This is a genomic window from Flagellimonas algicola (assembly GCF_005937185.1).
Lineage (GTDB): Bacteria > Bacteroidota > Bacteroidia > Flavobacteriales > Flavobacteriaceae > Flagellimonas > Flagellimonas algicola.
In genome coordinates this window covers 965,142-981,970 of sequence record NZ_VCNI01000001.1, presented here as the reverse complement: position 1 = coordinate 981,970, position 16,829 = coordinate 965,142, and the positions used below count along the sequence as shown (strand labels likewise).

Annotated in this window: 18 protein-coding genes; 2 read left to right on the top strand and 16 right to left on the bottom strand. The window is 42.2% G+C overall.

Translation table 11 applies throughout. The features are described from left to right. Nucleotides 1–5 precede the first annotated feature (5 nt). Nucleotides 6–356 carry a four helix bundle protein gene (locus tag FGG15_RS04250; RefSeq protein ID WP_138833550.1) on the bottom strand — a complete coding sequence of 117 codons (351 nt, stop codon included), beginning with the start codon at nucleotides 354–356 and terminating at the stop codon, nucleotides 6–8. 107 nt (nucleotides 357–463) lie between these two features. Further along, nucleotides 464–1,282 (bottom strand): 3-methyl-2-oxobutanoate hydroxymethyltransferase, encoded by an 819-nt coding sequence (gene panB / locus FGG15_RS04245; protein WP_138833548.1) that lies wholly within the window; start codon nucleotides 1,280–1,282, stop codon nucleotides 464–466. Nucleotides 1,283–1,353: 71 nt separating this feature from the next. Here panB and FGG15_RS04240 point away from each other — a divergent pair, with 71 nt between their 5' ends. After that, entirely contained in the window at nucleotides 1,354–1,836 is a 483-nt protein-coding gene (locus tag FGG15_RS04240) for a nuclear transport factor 2 family protein (RefSeq protein ID WP_138833546.1), read from the top strand. A 25-nt stretch (nucleotides 1,837–1,861) separates the two neighbouring features. On the opposite strand, the gene FGG15_RS04235 is transcribed toward FGG15_RS04240, so the two are convergent. The 7 genes from FGG15_RS04235 to FGG15_RS04205 form a co-directional block, all read right to left on the bottom strand. Beyond that, nucleotides 1,862–2,530, bottom strand: coding sequence for an SCO family protein (locus tag FGG15_RS04235; protein ID WP_138833544.1), 669 nt, complete (start codon nucleotides 2,528–2,530; stop codon nucleotides 1,862–1,864). A gap of 9 nt (nucleotides 2,531–2,539) precedes the next feature. Beyond that, nucleotides 2,540–4,270, bottom strand: coding sequence for a tetratricopeptide repeat protein (locus FGG15_RS04230; RefSeq protein WP_138833542.1), 1,731 nt, complete (start codon nucleotides 4,268–4,270; stop codon nucleotides 2,540–2,542). A 255-nt stretch (nucleotides 4,271–4,525) separates the two neighbouring features. Beyond that, nucleotides 4,526–5,749 carry a DUF3570 domain-containing protein gene (locus tag FGG15_RS04225; protein ID WP_138833540.1) on the bottom strand — a complete coding sequence of 408 codons (1,224 nt, stop codon included), beginning with the start codon at nucleotides 5,747–5,749 and terminating at the stop codon, nucleotides 4,526–4,528. 9 nt (nucleotides 5,750–5,758) lie between these two features. Next, complete coding sequence (locus FGG15_RS04220; protein WP_161991919.1) at nucleotides 5,759–5,983, bottom strand: DUF4266 domain-containing protein; 225 nt, start codon at nucleotides 5,981–5,983, stop codon at nucleotides 5,759–5,761. Next, nucleotides 5,964–6,896, bottom strand: a complete 933-nt coding sequence (locus FGG15_RS04215) for an FAD:protein FMN transferase (protein ID WP_138833536.1) — start codon at nucleotides 6,894–6,896, stop codon at nucleotides 5,964–5,966. The genes FGG15_RS04220 and FGG15_RS04215 overlap by 20 nt, the downstream gene beginning before the upstream one ends. Before the next feature lie 2 nt (nucleotides 6,897–6,898). Next, nucleotides 6,899–7,312, bottom strand: a complete 414-nt coding sequence (locus FGG15_RS04210; RefSeq protein ID WP_138833534.1) for a thioredoxin fold domain-containing protein — start codon at nucleotides 7,310–7,312, stop codon at nucleotides 6,899–6,901. A gap of 36 nt (nucleotides 7,313–7,348) precedes the next feature. After that, entirely contained in the window at nucleotides 7,349–8,773 is a 1,425-nt protein-coding gene (locus tag FGG15_RS04205; RefSeq protein WP_138833532.1) for an L-serine ammonia-lyase, read from the bottom strand. Nucleotides 8,774–9,064: 291 nt separating this feature from the next. On the opposite strand from FGG15_RS04205, the gene dnaK reads away from it, so the two are divergent. Next, entirely contained in the window at nucleotides 9,065–10,981 is a 1,917-nt protein-coding gene (dnaK, locus tag FGG15_RS04200; protein ID WP_138833530.1) for a molecular chaperone DnaK, read from the top strand. A gap of 67 nt (nucleotides 10,982–11,048) precedes the next feature. On the opposite strand, the gene FGG15_RS04195 is transcribed toward dnaK, so the two are convergent. The 7 genes from FGG15_RS04195 to modA all read right to left on the bottom strand — a co-directional run bounded on the left by FGG15_RS04195 (nucleotide 11,049) and on the right by modA (nucleotide 16,821). Next, complete coding sequence (locus tag FGG15_RS04195; protein WP_138833528.1) at nucleotides 11,049–11,693, bottom strand: response regulator transcription factor; 645 nt, start codon at nucleotides 11,691–11,693, stop codon at nucleotides 11,049–11,051. A gap of 620 nt (nucleotides 11,694–12,313) precedes the next feature. Next, nucleotides 12,314–13,174 (bottom strand): TolB-like translocation protein, encoded by an 861-nt coding sequence (locus tag FGG15_RS04190; protein WP_138833526.1) that lies wholly within the window; start codon nucleotides 13,172–13,174, stop codon nucleotides 12,314–12,316. Between the two features lie 202 nt (nucleotides 13,175–13,376). Continuing rightward, nucleotides 13,377–14,099, bottom strand: coding sequence for a 23S rRNA pseudouridine(2604) synthase RluF (gene rluF / locus FGG15_RS04185; protein ID WP_138833524.1), 723 nt, complete (start codon nucleotides 14,097–14,099; stop codon nucleotides 13,377–13,379). 17 nt (nucleotides 14,100–14,116) lie between these two features. After that, a complete protein-coding gene (locus FGG15_RS04180) occupies nucleotides 14,117–14,992 on the bottom strand; it encodes a sulfate/molybdate ABC transporter ATP-binding protein (protein WP_138833522.1) in 876 nt (291 codons plus the stop codon). After that, nucleotides 14,989–15,660 carry a molybdate ABC transporter permease subunit gene (modB, locus tag FGG15_RS04175; protein ID WP_138833519.1) on the bottom strand — a complete coding sequence of 224 codons (672 nt, stop codon included), beginning with the start codon at nucleotides 15,658–15,660 and terminating at the stop codon, nucleotides 14,989–14,991. The genes FGG15_RS04180 and modB overlap by 4 nt, the downstream gene beginning before the upstream one ends. Continuing rightward, a complete protein-coding gene (locus tag FGG15_RS04170; RefSeq protein WP_138833517.1) occupies nucleotides 15,657–16,061 on the bottom strand; it encodes a TOBE domain-containing protein in 405 nt (134 codons plus the stop codon). Before FGG15_RS04170 ends, modB begins: the two co-directional genes overlap by 4 nt. Continuing rightward, entirely contained in the window at nucleotides 16,054–16,821 is a 768-nt protein-coding gene (modA, locus tag FGG15_RS04165; protein ID WP_138833515.1) for a molybdate ABC transporter substrate-binding protein, read from the bottom strand. Before modA ends, FGG15_RS04170 begins: the two co-directional genes overlap by 8 nt. Nucleotides 16,822–16,829 lie beyond the last annotated feature (8 nt).

The window sequence follows — 16,829 nt, the reverse complement described above, 5'->3', positions numbered from 1 at the left end:
AGATTTCACCTTAGAGTGGATTTAAATTTGGATGTCATTTTGACTATGGAATCCAGCTTCTTTAAAAGTAATTCCGAATTTTTGTTACTTATAAACTGCATATCGTTGGAAATTAATAGCTGGGTTTCCAGTTCATACATTGACCCAATTGCAATTTCTAGAAACCTGCTGAATTCTTTATTTGATTTTCTGGAACATCCCTCTGCAATATTGCTGGGTACAGAAATCGAAGCTCTTCTTAGTTGATTGGTGAGTCCAAATTTTTCAGAATCCGGAAACGAAGCGGTGACTGAATAAATTTCTGAACAAAATGTTCGACTTCTTTTCCAAATTTCCAAATCTTTAAATCTATGCATTCTACAGTATTTTGAAGCTCTAGACTTTGAGGTTGGATGGAATTTTGACTTCCAATGCGCCAAAAATCCAAGAATCCATGAAGCTTAATTAATAATTGAAAATTAAATCAATATTGCTCATTCTCATTGGGGAAATCCCGACTTTTCACGTCATCCACATATTGGGAAATGGCATTGCCCATGTCTTCATAAAGATTCATATAGCGTCTTAAAAACCGAGGGTTGAACTCGTGAGTCATTCCGAGTAAATCGTGGACAACAAGAACCTGCCCGTCAACTCCACCACCAGCACCAATACCAATAATTGGAATGGAAACGCTTTCCGCTACTTCTTGGGCCAATTTGGCTGGAATTTTTTCCAAAACAATGCCAAAACATCCAATTTCCTCCAGCAGCTTGGCATCTTCCTTTAATTTTTCGGCCTCTTGTTCTTCCTTGGCCCTTACGGTATAGGTTCCGAATTTATAGATGGACTGGGGAGTAAGGCCCAGATGCCCCATAACCGGAATACCAGCTTCCAGAATTCTTCCAATAGATCCTTGAATTTCGGCACCGCCTTCAACCTTTATGGCATGCGCACCGCTTTCTTTCATGATACGAATGGCAGAGCGCAAAGCTTCTTTGGAATCGCCTTGATAACTCCCAAAGGGAATATCGACCACCACCAATGCCCGCTTGGCAGCTCTAACCACTGAGCTAGCATGATAAATCATCTGGTCCAGGGTGATGGGTAAGGTGGTTTCATGACCAGCTATTACATTACTGGCGGAATCGCCCACTAAAATGACATCTACCTGCGCGGCATCAACAATTTTGCCCATCGAATAATCATAGGAGGTGAGCATGGAAATCTTCTCTCCGTCCTGTTTCATTTCTATCAAGGATTTCACCGTGACCCGCTTGTATTCTTTTTTTGCGACTGACATTCCGTTCGATTTTAGGAGCTAAATGTAAGCAGATTTGTTTAAATTGGACTGCAATCAAAAAACGTTAAACCATGAAATCACTATTGACCCTTGTACTATCGCTAGTTGTAGTTATCAATCTTTCTGCCCAAGGACCAAATGCTTCCGGCTATGATGACAGAGAAGATGTTAAAAAGGTCATTGAATCTTTTTTTGATGGATTCCACAAACAGGATTCCGCAGCCATGAAAAGCTTGGTTGCAGATGACGTGGTTTTGCAGACCACGGGGCGCAATAAAGAAGGAAAGACCCTGTTTAGAACGGAGAAATTCGACAAATTGATAAGCTCCATTACCAGTATCCCGGATAGCATTTCCTTTGAAGAGAAACTGACTTCATTTTCCATTCAAGTAGATCGAACCATGGCCAATGCCTGGGTGGGCTACGAGTTCTGGTTAAACGATGAATTCAGCCATTGCGGAATCAACTCTTTTCAATTGGTCAACTTTGATGGGGAATGGAAAATTATTTATCTCATAGATACCCGTGGCAGGGCCGGATGCTTGGAAGAATAGGGAACACCATTCTCTAGATTGAAGTTTAGTTCATCTGGTAGGCTAAAGATTTAATGTCGCCAATGAGCCGATTCACATCATCAGTATCCGTTCCGTTATAGACACCCCGTATCTGTTTTTTTTGATCTACCAGAACAAAATTTGGGGTGTGAATAAAGTCTTGCAGACCACCATCGCCATAATCAACGGTAGCAAAATAGCTTTTTCTCGCTAGGTCGTAAATATGCTTTTTGTCTCCTGTGGTAATATTCCATTTGGATTTAAACACCCCATTTTTAAGCGCATATTCCTTTAAAACTGGAACACTGTCCATTTCTGGGGTAACCGACATGGATAGCAGCATAACGTCATCCTCATTTAAAAATTCCTGTTGCAGTTTTTGCATATTATTGGACATTATTGGGCATATGCTAGGACAGCGGGTGAAGAAGAAATCAGTTACATAGATTTTGTTTTTATAATTATCCTGGGTGATACGTTCCCCATCCTGATTGACCAGACTAAAGTCTGTTACCTTATGTAAAACCTTGGTGTTTTGGAGTTCTAAATCCACCAATTCGGGATTAAAATCTTGGGGACCAAAGACCGGGAGCTCCTTTTTCTGGTTAGGAAACAGGTATACCACCATCAGGGTACCAATAGCTATAACTGCTATTGGTACCTTGGATTGGTTGAGCCATTTGGAAAATTTCATAGGCTTTTGCTATAGGGTGGAGTTTTCAATTTGAATATCTGAATGAGCCCATGCTTGATCAAATTCTTGTTTGATTTTGGCCGCTTCTTCCATTTTTCCTTGTGCCTTCAAACTATTGTGCAAGCCCATTAATGACCAACCGTTTTGCCTAAGAACTTTCAAATCCTCACGATAGACTTTCTCTGCTTCCGAGTACTTTTTGGCAGCCATTAGAGTGGCTCCCAGGTTCTGACGGGTGGGAATATGCCATGCCGCTGGCTCCGTATAGGTCAAACCATCTTCAAATTTAACGGCGTTTTCCAAATGCGAAATGGCCTTGGCAGTATCCCCATTCAAAGCTGCCAACTCCCCAGCTACAACTTCATAGGCAATATTTGCTGAATTAATGGATGGATTATGGGCTGTGGCCACAATGTCCTTCAAGTCTGGGTCATTTTTAAGAGCGGCAATGGCATCCAATTCTTCTTGGGCTTCCTTGCTGTTTCCTTTACGGACAAATGCCATTCCTCGTGCATAATGTCGAATGAGGTTCAGGTGTTTGATTTCAGGATTAGGAGCTGGAATGGTCAAAATCTCGTTCCATTTGCCAAATCGCGTGTAGGCGAGTAATGGGGTAGAGGCAAAGTCTTGTAAAAAAGGAAGGTTGATTAATTCTCCTGTTGGAACTTTCTCTGCAGTTTTTTTGGCTGCGTCAATGGCAATTTCACTATCTCCCAGTAAACTTGCCGCCGACCATAGAAAATGAATGTTATGAGGATAATAACCCAGAGGATACAAACCTTGGGAATAACATTGGGAAATATAGTCTTCATCGGCCAAAATAGCAGCTTGGTTGGATTTTACCGCATCCAAATAACGCCCAACTCTAATGTATATGTGTGAAGGCATATGAACAATATGTCCTGCTGCTGGCATGAGTCCTCCCAACCTATCAGCGCTGGCAACGGCCAAATCAGGTTTTGGCAATTCCACCATGTGGATATAATAATGATGAGCTCCTGGATTGTCAGGATTTATTTCTATCGCCTTTTCCAATGCGGCCTTAGCTTCTGAAATGTTGGGTGAGGGATTCCCATTTTCGTCCCAATAATTCCAAGGTACCGTGTTCATGACCGAAGCGGCATATAGCACCTGTACTTCTGCATCTTCCGGAAATTGTTGCTGCACCTTTGCCATTTCATGCATATAGGCCATGTTGAGCTCGGCAACATCCTTGGATAAATCCTCGCTGTATCTGGCCGTTAACGCATTGATGAGAGCTTTTTCCTTTGCAGTGGCGTTGGCCGCAAATTTTTTTGCCTTGGCAAGAGCCTCATTGGTTTTTATTTTTCGTTCTTCAGGAGGAAGGGGGTCATTGATGTTAGGGCCCAATGCATATGCCTGGCCCCAATAGGTCATGGCGGATGTTGGATCCAAGCGTGACGCCTCCATGAAGGATCGGTGCGCTTCGGCATGATTGAAGGCGTATGTCAATCTTAATCCCTGGTTGAAAAAGGTTTGTGCCCGCTTATTTTGTGTTGTGATTTTGTACGTCAAATCGCCCAGGTTTTCAAAAAGAGGGGAAATTTGCTGTGTACTGTCAATTTCGTCCAGCAAGAACTTGGTTGGTGTACACTTAATAAAGCCAAAGGAAGCTTTTTGATAGTTTTCTGATGTTCCAGAAGAATTGTTTTTTGTCCATAAATGAACCATTGTTACCAATCCCAGCGCAAAAATGGCGAGACCTAATTTAGTTTTCATAGTGTTGCTGTTGTTATTGTTAAAAAGAGTCTATTCGATAACTATCCAGCCAATTTTTGTTTGGATGGACAAAGTTTATTGAACTCAACCAGGGGAAGTGTCGACAGTTTTTTGCAGCGAAAAACTGTAATTGGCTGACTTATAATGGTGTACAAGGTAAGAAATGTTCGCAAATGTTATTCCGAGAGTTGTGTAAATGGTTCTTCCCAAAGTATAATGGGTATGTTTTGTTGGAAAACTATCTTTAACCCGTCCTTATTTTGACTTCTTTTTTCTTTCCCGCCCCTTTCGTTTTTTTAAAAAATTAAAGGAGGTAGAAACGGTATGCGCCCTTAACCCATTGGAACGGGAGTAAAAGAAATACCGGAATGAGAAATTATGCAAACCCTTATTTTTACGGGTAGCCGGCCAATGGCGCCAACCCATTCCCACAGTAATGGAATTGACAGCGGATAGGTCATAATCTGAGGTATAAAATTCTTCGGAAGGGTCATGTTCTCCTTTAGGTGCAAAAAACTTGGATTCTTTTTGCGTATAGTATCTAAGGCTGGGTAGCAAGGTCCATTTGGGACTGAGCTTAATAGCGGTTTCATTATCCAAGGTAAGCCCCAGTATACCAAAATCATCCGTATATAGACCAACTTTGTTTTTTAGAATAACTCCTCCAGTGGTAAACCGGTTCCAGCGAAGGGAAACTGCCAACTTTCGCCTTTCGTCTGGAAATTGTTCAACTCCTCTTGAATTGTCTGAAAAGAAAATCCTGTGGAAGGGTGTTGCCAATAGTCCTTTTTGTAAACTAAGTGCTGAAAAAATGCCAATGGTGTTTCTTTGATCTAGCACTTGGGTGAAACCAAGGTTAAGGTTGTAGGAATCCCGTCGGTACTCATCATACCATTCCTGAAACCTAAGCTCAACCGGGTAGATTAAAAATTGGGGTTCCGACAGAAATCCATCATCGAGTCTTCCCCAACGTAAATCGTCATTAAAAATTTGGAGCTCCGCCGAATACGTTTGCATATCATTTTGGGAAGTTTTGGTGATTCCCAAATGTTTTCCGATTGAAAAGTAATCCGATTCTATGGAGCCGCTTAGCCCAGCACTTAAGGTCATTTTGCTCTTTTCCAGATAGCGCGTATATTGAAAACTAGTATAGCTGCGAGCGTCCAGGCGGGAGGCGGAAGATTTAATTCGGTCTATATTATCAGTGGAAGCTGAGGAAATAATGTCAGCACCAAGCTGAAAATTAATTCCATTTTTACCCAGTTTCTTTTTAAGATTGAAAGAGGGGCCATATACCGTCAGTCGTTCTGTTCCTTCTCCTCCAGTTACGGCAGAGTTGTCCCCATTCTGAAGATAGTGGTTGTACAATAGCTCCACTTCGGTCTCCTTTACCTTAAATTCGGATTTACCTCTATTCTGAGCTTTCGCCATCAACAGGGAAAATGCAAGGCTGCCAACAAGTAAAGTTCGTTTGTTCATCCTTTAACCCTAATTGCAGCCGCAACCCCCACTGCCTTTTTTTCCTTCAGCAGTTACGGAACCCTCCCTGATGGCATGTGCGTAATGTTGAAATTTATTGGCACTGAATCCAGTCATGGACATTTCAGGGTCGTTTATATATTGTCTTTCATAGGGTTTTAAAGCCGCGGAACAGGATCCCAAGCTTGCCAGGAGCAGGCACAAGGCGAAAATCTTAAGCAGGAATTGGTTCATATTGTAATTGCTTGGTAAAAAACACCTTGTTTTGATCATCCACGATAATACCGTGGGTTTGTGGGAGTTGATTCAAGAAGGAAAGCCCTTTGTCAACACCCATAGCATATACCGCTGTAGCCAGAGCGTCTGAAAGTTCGGCACTCGGGGAAAAGATGGAAACACTTTTGACTCCAGTTACCGGCAGACCGGTTTTAGGATTGATATTATGGGAAAATCGAACCCCATTGCACATAAAATGTTGTTCATAATCCCCTGAAGTTGCTAGGGAAGCATGGTTCAGTGGAATATGAAAAAGGGTTTGATTTCTATCATCCGGATTGGCAATACCAATCTTCCAAGCTTGTCCGCTCTCATCGGTGCCAAAAGCGGTCAAATCGCCACTGGCATCAATATAGCCTCCCTGCAACTTGTGATTTTTCCAAATCTGTTTGACCTTATCTGCGGCATATCCTTTTCCAATGGCGGCCATGCTGATGTGCATGTTTTCTTGTTCCAAACGGACAGATTGAGTGTCTGCATCCAGATGAATTTTGTCATAGCCCACTTGGTTTTTGGCTCTTTGAATATCCTTTTTACCGGGCATTGTGAATTCGGAGTTCTTAAACTGATACAGCTTTTTTAATGGACCTACCGTGATATCGAAATACCCTTGGGAAAGTTTCGAAATTTGTTGGCATCGTTTCAACAATTCCATTACCTCTGAATTTAGATGAACAGGTAATTCGGATGCCTTCGTATTGATTTTGGTAATAATGGAACCTCCTTTAAATTCCGACAACAAGTCCTCAATCCGTTGGATCTCCTTAACCCCTTCATCCAATATTCGATGTGCCTTGACTTTATCATCCGTTACCACGCCCAACTCAAAAGAACAGCCCATTAATTTTTGTTGTCTTTTGTAGCGTAGCATGCCTATGGTTTAAGGTTGGATGATAATTGAGCAATAAAATCGGAACAACTTTGGTCCAGATACTCCAAGGTTAGCGTTTCTTTGGTGTCGGCTTTTTCTAAAATGAGGGTGGGGAAGATGCCCTGAAAGTTATATTTCTCCGCCATTTCGGCATTGTATAACTGGGTGGCCTCGTCCAATTCCTTTCGTTGGGGAAAATCGATACGTTCAATGCTGATACCATGATTTTCCGCATAGGTGATAAAAGCGGCATTGCTCAGTACATTTTTTTCGAGCCGAATGCAGTTCACGCACCAATCCGAGCCTTCAAACAAGATTAGTCGATACTCACTTTCTTCTTCCCTATTTGGAGTGAAAGCAAGCAATAGAAAAACAAGCGCTACAAGTCCGAACGGAAAAAATCTTGAGGTTGCCATGGATTACGATTGAATTACTTGTCGAATATTTTTGGTTTAACAATCACTTAAAAAGACGCCAACAGCCAGCCCCCCTTCCGAAGTCTCCTTATACTTGGTATTCATGTCTTTTGCGGTTTCCCACATTGTACTGATTACTTTGTCCAAAGGTACTTTCGTATCTCTGGGGTCGGTTTCCAAAGCCAATTCCGCAGCATTTATGGCCTTGATTGCTCCCATGGAATTCCGTTCTATACACGGTATCTGCACCAGCCCTCCTATAGGATCACACGTAAGCCCTAAATGATGCTCCATGGCAATTTCGGCCGCAACCAAAACTTGTTCGGGGGTGCCCCCCAAAAGTTCGGTCAAAGCACCGGCCGCCATAGCTGAGGATACGCCAATTTCAGCTTGGCATCCGCCCATTGCAGCGGATATGGTTGCACCTTTTTTAAATATACTGCCTATCTCCCCAGCGACCAACAAAAACTTTTTAATGTGCTCAAAATTCGCCGAATGGTTTTCTATGACCATGTAGTACATCAAAACCGAGGGTATAACCCCCGCACTGCCATTGGTAGGTGCGGTGACCACCCTGCCCAAAGAGGCATTCACTTCGTTGACGCTCAAGGCAAAACAACTTACCCATTTTAAGATTTGGCGAAACCTAACCCTAGTTTTTCGAATGACTTCCAACCATTCCTGTGGGTTGGAATAGGGGAGTTCACCTTTCAATTTTTGATGCATTTCAAAAGCCCTCCGCCGTACGTTGAGCCCCCCGGGAAGCGTACCTTGGGTGTGGCACCCCAAATACATACATTCCAGCATGGTGTCCCAAATACGCTGCAATTCAGCATCTATTTCCTTAGATGTCCTCAGCGCAAGCTCATTTTCAAGTACTACTTCCGAGATGGATGCTTTTTTAGAATCGCAGTAAGACAAAAGTTCATCCCCCGTTTTAATGGGACAGGGAAATGCTTTGAACGTGGTTTTATTTTCTTTTGAATGGGCTAGATCTTCTTTTACAACAAAACCGCCACCTATGGAGTAATAGGTTTCTGAATGGCTCTGCCCGTCGTGGAGCTTTGCTTCAAATCGCATCCCATTGGCATGAAAAGGTAGAAATTCCCTTTTAAAAACAATGTCATCCGAGAAGGAAAAAGGAATTTGATGTTGATTGCCCAATTTCAGTTGCGTTGATGTTTTAATTTCTTCAACTGTTCCATCAATACTTTCAGTTGGAACAGTTTCTGGATCACTTCCCAGAAGCCCCATGATCACAGCTATGTCCGTAGCGTGTCCCTTTCCCGTCAAGGATAATGACCCATAGAGATAGACTTTAACCTCAGAAACGGCATCAAAAATCTGTTGTTCTTTTAGCTCTTGAATCCAGCGTTCTGCAGCCCTCCAAGGCCCAAGGGTATGAGAGCTGGATGGACCCACACCGATTTTAAGCATGTCAAAAACGCTAATGCATTCCACAGGCAAAATATTTTTCTCAAATATAAGAAGAGCGCAAGTACAATTTGTAGAGTTAGTGATTACTTAATGGTGAATTTGGAATCAAGCTCCAAACTCCTAACCCCAAACACCAAACATCAAACATCAAGCACCAAATTCCAACCGTCCAATACCACATACTCAATACCCTTTACCGCGTGAACTTAGTTCCGTTATGTCTGACACCTTGTCATATTCCAGCTCATGGCATAATCATTGTCACTTCTAGAGCGAGACAAAAATGAATTTTCAACAGATATAACTTTAAATAAAATGAGCAAAATTATAGGTATAGACTTGGGTACGACCAACTCCTGCGTCTCTGTAATGGAGGGAAATGAGCCTGTGGTAATCCCAAATGCTGAGGGGAAAAGAACCACCCCATCCGTCATCGCATTCGTGGAAGGCGGAGAGATTAAGGTTGGAGACCCGGCCAAGCGTCAGGCGGTAACCAATCCTCATAAAACAATTTACTCCATCAAGAGATTTATGGGAAATAAATTCTCAGAATCCAAAAAAGAGGCTGACAGAGTACCTTATAAAGTACAAAAAGGTGACAATGATACTCCAAGGGTTGACATTGATGGTCGTTTGTACACCCCACAAGAACTTTCAGCAATGATTCTTCAGAAAATGAAGAAAACAGCTGAGGATTATTTGGGACAGGATGTGACCAGGGCGGTGATTACCGTACCGGCATATTTTAATGACTCCCAACGTCAGGCTACCAAAGAAGCCGGAGAAATTGCCGGTTTGACGGTTGAACGAATCATTAATGAGCCAACTGCTGCTTCCTTGGCATACGGACTTGATAAAAAAGATACGGATCAAAAGATTGTAGTTTTCGATTTTGGTGGTGGTACGCACGATGTTTCCATCTTGGAATTGGGTGATGGTGTTTTTGAAGTATTGGCTACCGATGGAGATACCCACTTGGGAGGTGATGATGTGGATCAAAAAATCATTGACTGGTTGGCTGAAGAGTTTAAAAATGACGAAGGACTTGACTTAAGGGAAGATGCCATGGCGCTTCAACGTTTACGTGAGGCGGCTGAAAAGGCAAAGATTGAATTGTCGTCTTCCGCACAGACTGAAATCAACTTGCCTTATGTGACGGCTACAGCTTCTGGTCCCAAACACTTGGTAAGAACGTTGAGCCGAGCCAAGTTTGAGCAGTTGATTGGGGATTTGGTGAAGAGAACGATAGAGCCATGCGAAGCAGCACTAAAGGGTGCTGGACTTTCCAAAAGTGACATCGATGAAATTATTTTGGTAGGTGGGTCTACAAGAATTCCTGCTGTGCAGGAAGCCGTGGAGAAGTTCTTCGGGAAAAAACCATCCAAAGGGGTTAACCCAGATGAGGTTGTGGCCGTAGGTGCTGCTATCCAGGGAGGTGTATTGACCGGGGATGTTAAAGATGTTCTTCTTTTGGACGTTACCCCACTTTCTTTGGGTATTGAAACTATGGGAAGCGTGTTTACTAAATTGATTGAGGCAAACACCACAATCCCAACCAAAAAGTCACAGGTATTCTCTACTGCAGCTGATAATCAACCTTCGGTTGAGATTCATGTATTGCAAGGAGAGCGCCCAATGGCTGCGGATAACAAGACCATTGGTAGATTTCATCTGGATGGAATTCCACCCGCACCAAGAGGGACACCTCAAATTGAAGTAACTTTTGATATCGATGCGAACGGAATCATCAAGGTTTCTGCCACGGACAAAGCCACGAACAAATCGCAGGATATCCGAATAGAAGCTTCTTCAGGATTGACCGAGGAGGAAATCCAAAAAATGAAAGCGGAAGCGGAAGCCAATGCCGAAGCAGATAAAGCTGCCAAAGAAAAAGCGGATAAGCTGAACGAGGCTGATGGAATGATTTTCCAAACAGAAAAGCAATTGAAGGAGTTTGGGGATAAACTTTCTGATGACAAGAAAAAGCCCATCGAAGAAGCTTTGGAAGAGTTGAAGAAAGCATATGAAACCAAAGATGTAGTGGTTATTGAACCAGCTTTGGAGAAAATCAATGAAGCTTGGAAAGTGGCATCTGAAGAGATGTACAAGGCCCAAGCGGAAGCTGCCCAAGCCAATGGTGCTGCGGATGCCGCTGCTGGTGGGGATGCTGCAACAGGTGATTCTGCCGAAGGTGATAACGTTGAAGACGTAGACTTCGAAGAAGTAAAATAAGACATTAAATGTCCAAAATATAAAAGCCCGCTTTTAGCGGGCTTTTTTTGTTTGCCAGGGTATCAAGCTAGGCTGCATTCAGTTGCCGGACTTCCATCTCTTGGAGTTTCCTTAAAGCCTCAGACTTAGAGTTCACATTGAGTTTTACATAGATGTTCTGAATATGAAAATTCACGGCACTCGGGGTTACACAAAGCCTATCGGCAATCATTTTATAGGTATACCCATGGGTGAGGAACTCAATAATTTGATTTTCCTTTTTTGAAAAGCTCTCGAAGGTTTTGACCTGGAAGGAATGAATGATTTTCTTGGCCACCTCGTGCTCCAGAGCCACACCATGTTGATGCAGTTCCGCAATGGCATTGAGCAATCGGTTTTTGGCCAGGGGCTTGGTCAAAAAACCTTCCGCTCCTTTTCTAAAAGCTTCTTTTATGACTTCGAAGTCGCATTTCCCACTTATCATCAAAACCTTGGATGAGGTATTTTGTTTCTTGAAATATGAAATGCCTTCAATTCCGGAAATACCGGTCAAATGGACTTCGGATACCACAATGTCCGGTCTTGTTCGAACAGCGTTTGGAATAAATTCATTTACAGAAGTATGAATTGCTACCAATTCATACAATAACGAGTCGTTAAAATACTGTTGGTAGAGGGAGTGTAGTTTTTCGTCATTATCAATAATTACAATTTTTAAAGGTTCAGTTTTCATGGTTACTAAATTTGATTATCTGATTTTGTCATATGCCTCGTCATTTACCTTAAAATCAGGCAAAACACGTCCGGTCTGCACATCCCGCCAGAGAGAACATGGTAAACTAGAGCGTTCCGGACCTGGAACAGCAACTAACAGGTTTTACCAATATCCCATAGGGGACATGCTGATAATAATCCTAAAAAGGATTAAATCAATAGTAGTCTAGAAAAATTTAGGGGTGCTAGAAAAGTGCCTTTGTTTGGTCTGGGGGATTTGCTCTGACACTAAAATTAGTAGCTTTTTTCATGAGTCTAAGATTTGGGTTAATGTGTTATTTCAAAAATTAAATTAAGTTTTTTATTCATTCAAAAGAACAATTTGTAGTTTTTTTCGTTCAAATGCACATTTCCAATAATTGGAAACTTACATGATAATAACCCATGCAAATCTGGATAAAACAAAATAGGATGCCCTTTTGGAGCATCCTATTCTTGCTAAATTGGTCCGGTTGAAATAACACAACCCGCTTCTATGATAATTTTCGGTTCCCCCTGTTTAATTTACCATAGTTCAATAATGTTCTGTAATTGACAAAATCAGATAATCTTCAGGTAGTGGACCAATTTATACTATTGTTAATCTTCAAAGGTAGTACCCGTGTACTTGTGTGCTGAGTCCACGTTCAATGCAGCATTAAGATTTTTATCATTGTAGGCCACAACCGTATTGTCCATAGGTTGCCTTCTATACGCAATGGTTACCTGCTCAATCGTATGGTTAAGGCCTCTATTGGATACCACATAACTCTCACCCTTTTCAACATCCAGCTGTATGGCATAATCATCCCTGCTGCTGTTGATATGGCTTCCCAAGTTTACCGAAGGAGTGAGCTTATTATGGGTTACCTGGGTGGCATAGAGATCCAAGCCTCCAAAGCCATCGCGTCCTTCAGATGCAAAGAACAAAAGTGTTTCGTTATAGATATTCGGATATAGTTCGTCCTCTTTTGTGTTTACCTTAGGGCCAAGATTTTTCGATACCCCAAAACTTCCATCGGATTTGATGTCAGCGACATAGATATCATATTTTCCATAGCTTCCCCTCATATTGGACGCAAAGAACAAGCGTTTGCCGTCATCCGAAACTGTAGGGTGTTTGGCAGAGGCGTATTTGGGACATACTGCTATTTTGGTAATATTGCTCCATTTACCGTTGATGTTTTCGGCACGATAGATTTCATGTGTAAGTTCCTTTTTGGAAAACAATCCATACAACGGTTTTTGTTCAACGGATCTGCTAAAATAGGCAGTTGTACCATCCGCAGTCACCGACATCGAAGGAACGTAACCGTCTAGTGTAGATAAATGTCCATTACTATTGATGTCTTGGATGGTTCCCTTGGTGTTTTCAAATTTCATTGGGTCTTGGGCGACAATCTGTGCCATGCAAAACAAGCCAAGAAGTAAAATCAAACTGTAGGTTAATGAACGTTTCATGATGTATGGATTTGGGGGTTAATACATCACAAATTTGGAGAAAGTTTTTTGAGAATTACCTATTAATTTTTCATAGTTTTTGAATTATATCGATTAAAAACTGCATTTCATCGAATATTTTTTAATCTATTAACACTTCGATAGTGGTCAAATTACCAGTTAACGATGTTTTTGTGCATTTTAACCGATTGATTGCGAGAGCCTAATCGTATGTCTTGGAAGAAGTTGACATCAATTTGTTGATTTCCCTAAGTTCCTGCTCCGAGAGATGACGCCATTTTCCCACCGGAACGTCAAGATTCACATTCATGATTCTCACTCGTTTCAATTTTTTCACCCTGTAATCCAAATACTCGCACATTCTCCGTATCTGTCGGTTGAGACCTTGGGTAAGTATTATCTTGAACTGGTGTGAACCCATTTTTTCCACTTCACATTTTCGAGTTATGGTTCCCAATATGGGGATTCCATTTCGCATGCGCCGTATAAAGTCTGATGTAATAGGTTTATTGACGGTAACTATATATTCCTTTTCATGATTGTTTTTAGCCCTTAAGATTTTGTTCACGATGTCTCCGTCATTGGTCATGAATATGAGTCCCTCACTGGGTTTATCCAAGCGACCTACAGGAAAAATTCTTTTAGGATAGTTGATAAAGTCAATAATGTTGTCTTTTTCAACCCTGGTATCTGTGGTACAGACGATTCCAATGGGTTTGTGAAAAGCAAGGTACACGGGTTTGTCCTTAGGCTCTGATATTAATTCCCCGTCAACCCTGACTTCATCTGCAGGCTTGATTTTTGTACCCATTTCCGGAATTTTTCCGTTGATGGTCACTCTACCTTGGTCAATCAACTTATCCGCTGCGCGCCGGGAACAATACCCAACCTCACTCAAATATTTATTGATTCTTGTTTCTTTCATACATTTTCATTTTCCCTTCAAGAAACCTTATAAATTATTGGATTAAACGCCTTGGAAGCCACGATGACCGCATCCCCTATACCAAGATTTTTTACCTCGGATTCCTGGGCGATGATTTTGACCACTTCGTTATGAACTAAGACGGTAACAATATATACCACCTCATTTTTTTCAATATGAAGTACTTCCCCTTTGAATTTGAATTTACCACTTAGGTTTTGGTTTATAAAAATTTCAGATGGACTCCCTTGACGAACTACACTTCCTTCCTCCAAAACCACAACCCAATCCGATAACCGATGGATTTCCCCGATATCATGGCTGATGAGGAATGTGGTCAAGCCGTATTTGCGGTGTACCTGGAGCAGATAATCCTGCAATTTGAGCCGAATTTTTAAATCAAGAGCCGAAAGCGGTTCATCCAACAAAAGAATTTTGGGTTGCTGCACCAGGGCTCTGGCCAAAGCCACTCGCTGTTGCTGCCCCCCGGATAAGGTATCTGGTTTTCTGTCTTGAATGTTTTCTAGTTCCATGATTTGGATAAGTTCCTGGACAATTCCAGAATCCTTGTCCTTAGGTTGAGCGAATTTCAAGTTCTGCCGAACGCTCATATTGGGAAACAGGGCATAGTCCTGAAACACGTACCCAATTTCCCGATCTTGCGGTTTTAGGCAGATTTTTTCCGAAGTATCCAGCCAAGTACTATCGGCCACCATGATTTTTCCAGTTTCAGCTTGCATTAAGCCTGAGAGGATTTTCAGCGTGGTCGTCTTACCTGCTCCAGAAGGGCCATAAAGGGTAATCAATTGACCCATTGGAACCTGTAAATTCAGATCTAGAAGCATAGGGCCTTCAGGGCCATCCAACTGTTTTTGTATTTGGATGTTTATCATTTCCAAAACTTTTTAAGATGACCGCCATTGATCAAATACACCGTTAGTAGTATACCAAAGGTTATGACAAACAAGGTCAAAGAATAAAAATTGGCGCTGGCATAGTTCAGGGCCTCAACCTCATCGTAAATGGCAATGGATGCTACCTTGGTCTTTCCGGGAATGTTGCCCCCAATCATCAAGACCACCCCAAATTCTCCAACGGTGTGCGCAAAAGATAGCACTATACCGGTCAGCAGTGAAGGTTTAATATTGGGCAAAAGTACTTTGAACAAGGTTTGAAGCTTGGATTTTCCCATGAGGTAAGACGCCTCCCGAAGGGAGTTTGAAACTCCAGAAAACCCAGATTGAATGGGATGCACCATAAAGGGCAAACTGTACAGCAATGATGCCACTACCAGCCCGGGAAATGAAAATACCAATTGAATTCCCAAGGCTTCATTGAGCCAGCCTCCAAAAATGGTATTCGGGCTAAATGCAATCAAGAAGTAAAATCCCAAAACCGTAGGTGGAAGAACCAATGGCATGCTTACCAAAGTTTGGACAATGGGCTTGATTCGGGCTTTGGAATATGCCAACCAATAGGAGAGGGGTATGGAAACTGTCAACAAAGCCAGTGTAGTGACCAGGGCCAATTTAAAAGTCAATATCAGTGGTTCCCAACTCATAGTTTGGCCAACATTACTTCGTTCAGTTTGATCAATGCCGTGGCGGGGCTATTGTTTCTCAACTTCAGTTGATCTATTGCGCTGGAACTGATAATGGACGTGATTTCACCCATCTGGGTTTCCAAAACCACTTTTCCCAGCAAAGCTCCCTTATCCATGCTTTTTATGGTTCCAGTTATCCGGTTTTGCAAACTGATATGAAATGATTCACCTACCCCAATGACGACTTCTGTTTCTTTGAATAGCGTATTGATAGCCTGGCCTTTTTTAAGATAATCTGCAGATTCTGGTGTTTCCACCACAATGGCTTTAATGAAGGTCTTCGGATGTACTTCAACCGTCACAAGAGACAGCTGTCCACTAACCTCGATATCCACAATGGTTCCTTGCAAACTATTCATGTGTCGAATATCCGTATTTCTTCAAAATTTCTTGGGCTTCCTCCGTAAAAATAAATTCCAAAAACGAGAGGGAAGCACGGTCTTGAGCTGTATCATCCTCCAACATCACAATGCCCTGTTGAATGGGCGTGTAGCTATTCGTATCCAATGCTATCCAATGGCCCTGCTGTGATAAAGGAGTGCCGATTAAAGTAGATTTGGCTGTAAATCCCATTTGAGCTGCACCCGTGGACATAAACTGATTGGTCTGCGAAACGCTCTCACCGTATACTAGCTTGTCCTTGACCGAATACACCAACCCGTTATGCTCCAATACTTCCATGGCTGCCCTGCCATACGGGGCTGTTTTGGGATTGGCCAAAGCTATATGGGCAATACTATCGTTTTTAAGAAATTCCAACTTAGGGACAATTTCTTTATTGGAGGCAAACAGAACCAATTTCCCAAGCGCATAGATTTTTGGTGCAGCCTTGGCATGCCCTTTTTGATAGAGCATTTGGGGATATTTCATATCCGCGGACAGAAATACATCAAACGGAGCTCCTTCCATGATTTGGGCGGTGAGCTTTCCTGAGGAACCTACCACCAAATCGCAGGCTATTCCCGTATGTTCCGTATATTTTGCAGCGATTTCCTCTATGGAATATTGCATGTTGGACGAAACCGCAATGGTCAGTTTATCGGAATTGCCACGAGGATTGCACCCTAATCCTAGGACGAAGAGAATAGCTAGAAGTATTAAAAGATGTACTTTGTTCATATTCCATC

Excerpts from the sequence above, each read along its gene's own strand:
- FGG15_RS04210 (WP_138833534.1), bottom strand. The coding sequence starts at position 7,312 with ATGGCAACCTCAAGATTTTTTCCGTTCGGACTTGTAGCGCTTGTTTTT.
- modB (WP_138833519.1), bottom strand. The coding sequence starts at position 15,660 with ATGAGTTGGGAACCACTGATATTGACTTTTAAATTGGCCCTGGTCACT.
- FGG15_RS04215 (WP_138833536.1), bottom strand. The coding sequence starts at position 6,896 with ATGCTACGCTACAAAAGACAACAAAAATTAATGGGCTGTTCTTTTGAG.
- FGG15_RS04250 (WP_138833550.1), bottom strand. The coding sequence starts at position 356 with ATGCATAGATTTAAAGATTTGGAAATTTGGAAAAGAAGTCGAACATTT.
- rluF (WP_138833524.1), bottom strand. The coding sequence starts at position 14,099 with ATGAAAGAAACAAGAATCAATAAATATTTGAGTGAGGTTGGGTATTGT.
- FGG15_RS04235 (WP_138833544.1), bottom strand. The coding sequence starts at position 2,530 with ATGAAATTTTCCAAATGGCTCAACCAATCCAAGGTACCAATAGCAGTT.
- FGG15_RS04195 (WP_138833528.1), bottom strand. The coding sequence starts at position 11,693 with ATGAAAACTGAACCTTTAAAAATTGTAATTATTGATAATGACGAAAAA.
- FGG15_RS04170 (WP_138833517.1), bottom strand. The coding sequence starts at position 16,061 with ATGAATAGTTTGCAAGGAACCATTGTGGATATCGAGGTTAGTGGACAG.
- modA (WP_138833515.1), bottom strand. The coding sequence starts at position 16,821 with ATGAACAAAGTACATCTTTTAATACTTCTAGCTATTCTCTTCGTCCTA.
- panB (WP_138833548.1), bottom strand. The coding sequence starts at position 1,282 with ATGTCAGTCGCAAAAAAAGAATACAAGCGGGTCACGGTGAAATCCTTG.
- FGG15_RS04190 (WP_138833526.1), bottom strand. The coding sequence starts at position 13,174 with ATGAAACGTTCATTAACCTACAGTTTGATTTTACTTCTTGGCTTGTTT.
- FGG15_RS04240 (WP_138833546.1), top strand. The coding sequence starts at position 1,354 with ATGAAATCACTATTGACCCTTGTACTATCGCTAGTTGTAGTTATCAAT.
- FGG15_RS04225 (WP_138833540.1), bottom strand. The coding sequence starts at position 5,749 with ATGAACAAACGAACTTTACTTGTTGGCAGCCTTGCATTTTCCCTGTTG.
- FGG15_RS04180 (WP_138833522.1), bottom strand. The coding sequence starts at position 14,992 with ATGATAAACATCCAAATACAAAAACAGTTGGATGGCCCTGAAGGCCCT.
- dnaK (WP_138833530.1), top strand. The coding sequence starts at position 9,065 with ATGAGCAAAATTATAGGTATAGACTTGGGTACGACCAACTCCTGCGTC.
- FGG15_RS04230 (WP_138833542.1), bottom strand. The coding sequence starts at position 4,270 with ATGAAAACTAAATTAGGTCTCGCCATTTTTGCGCTGGGATTGGTAACA.
- FGG15_RS04220 (WP_161991919.1), bottom strand. The coding sequence starts at position 5,983 with ATGAACCAATTCCTGCTTAAGATTTTCGCCTTGTGCCTGCTCCTGGCA.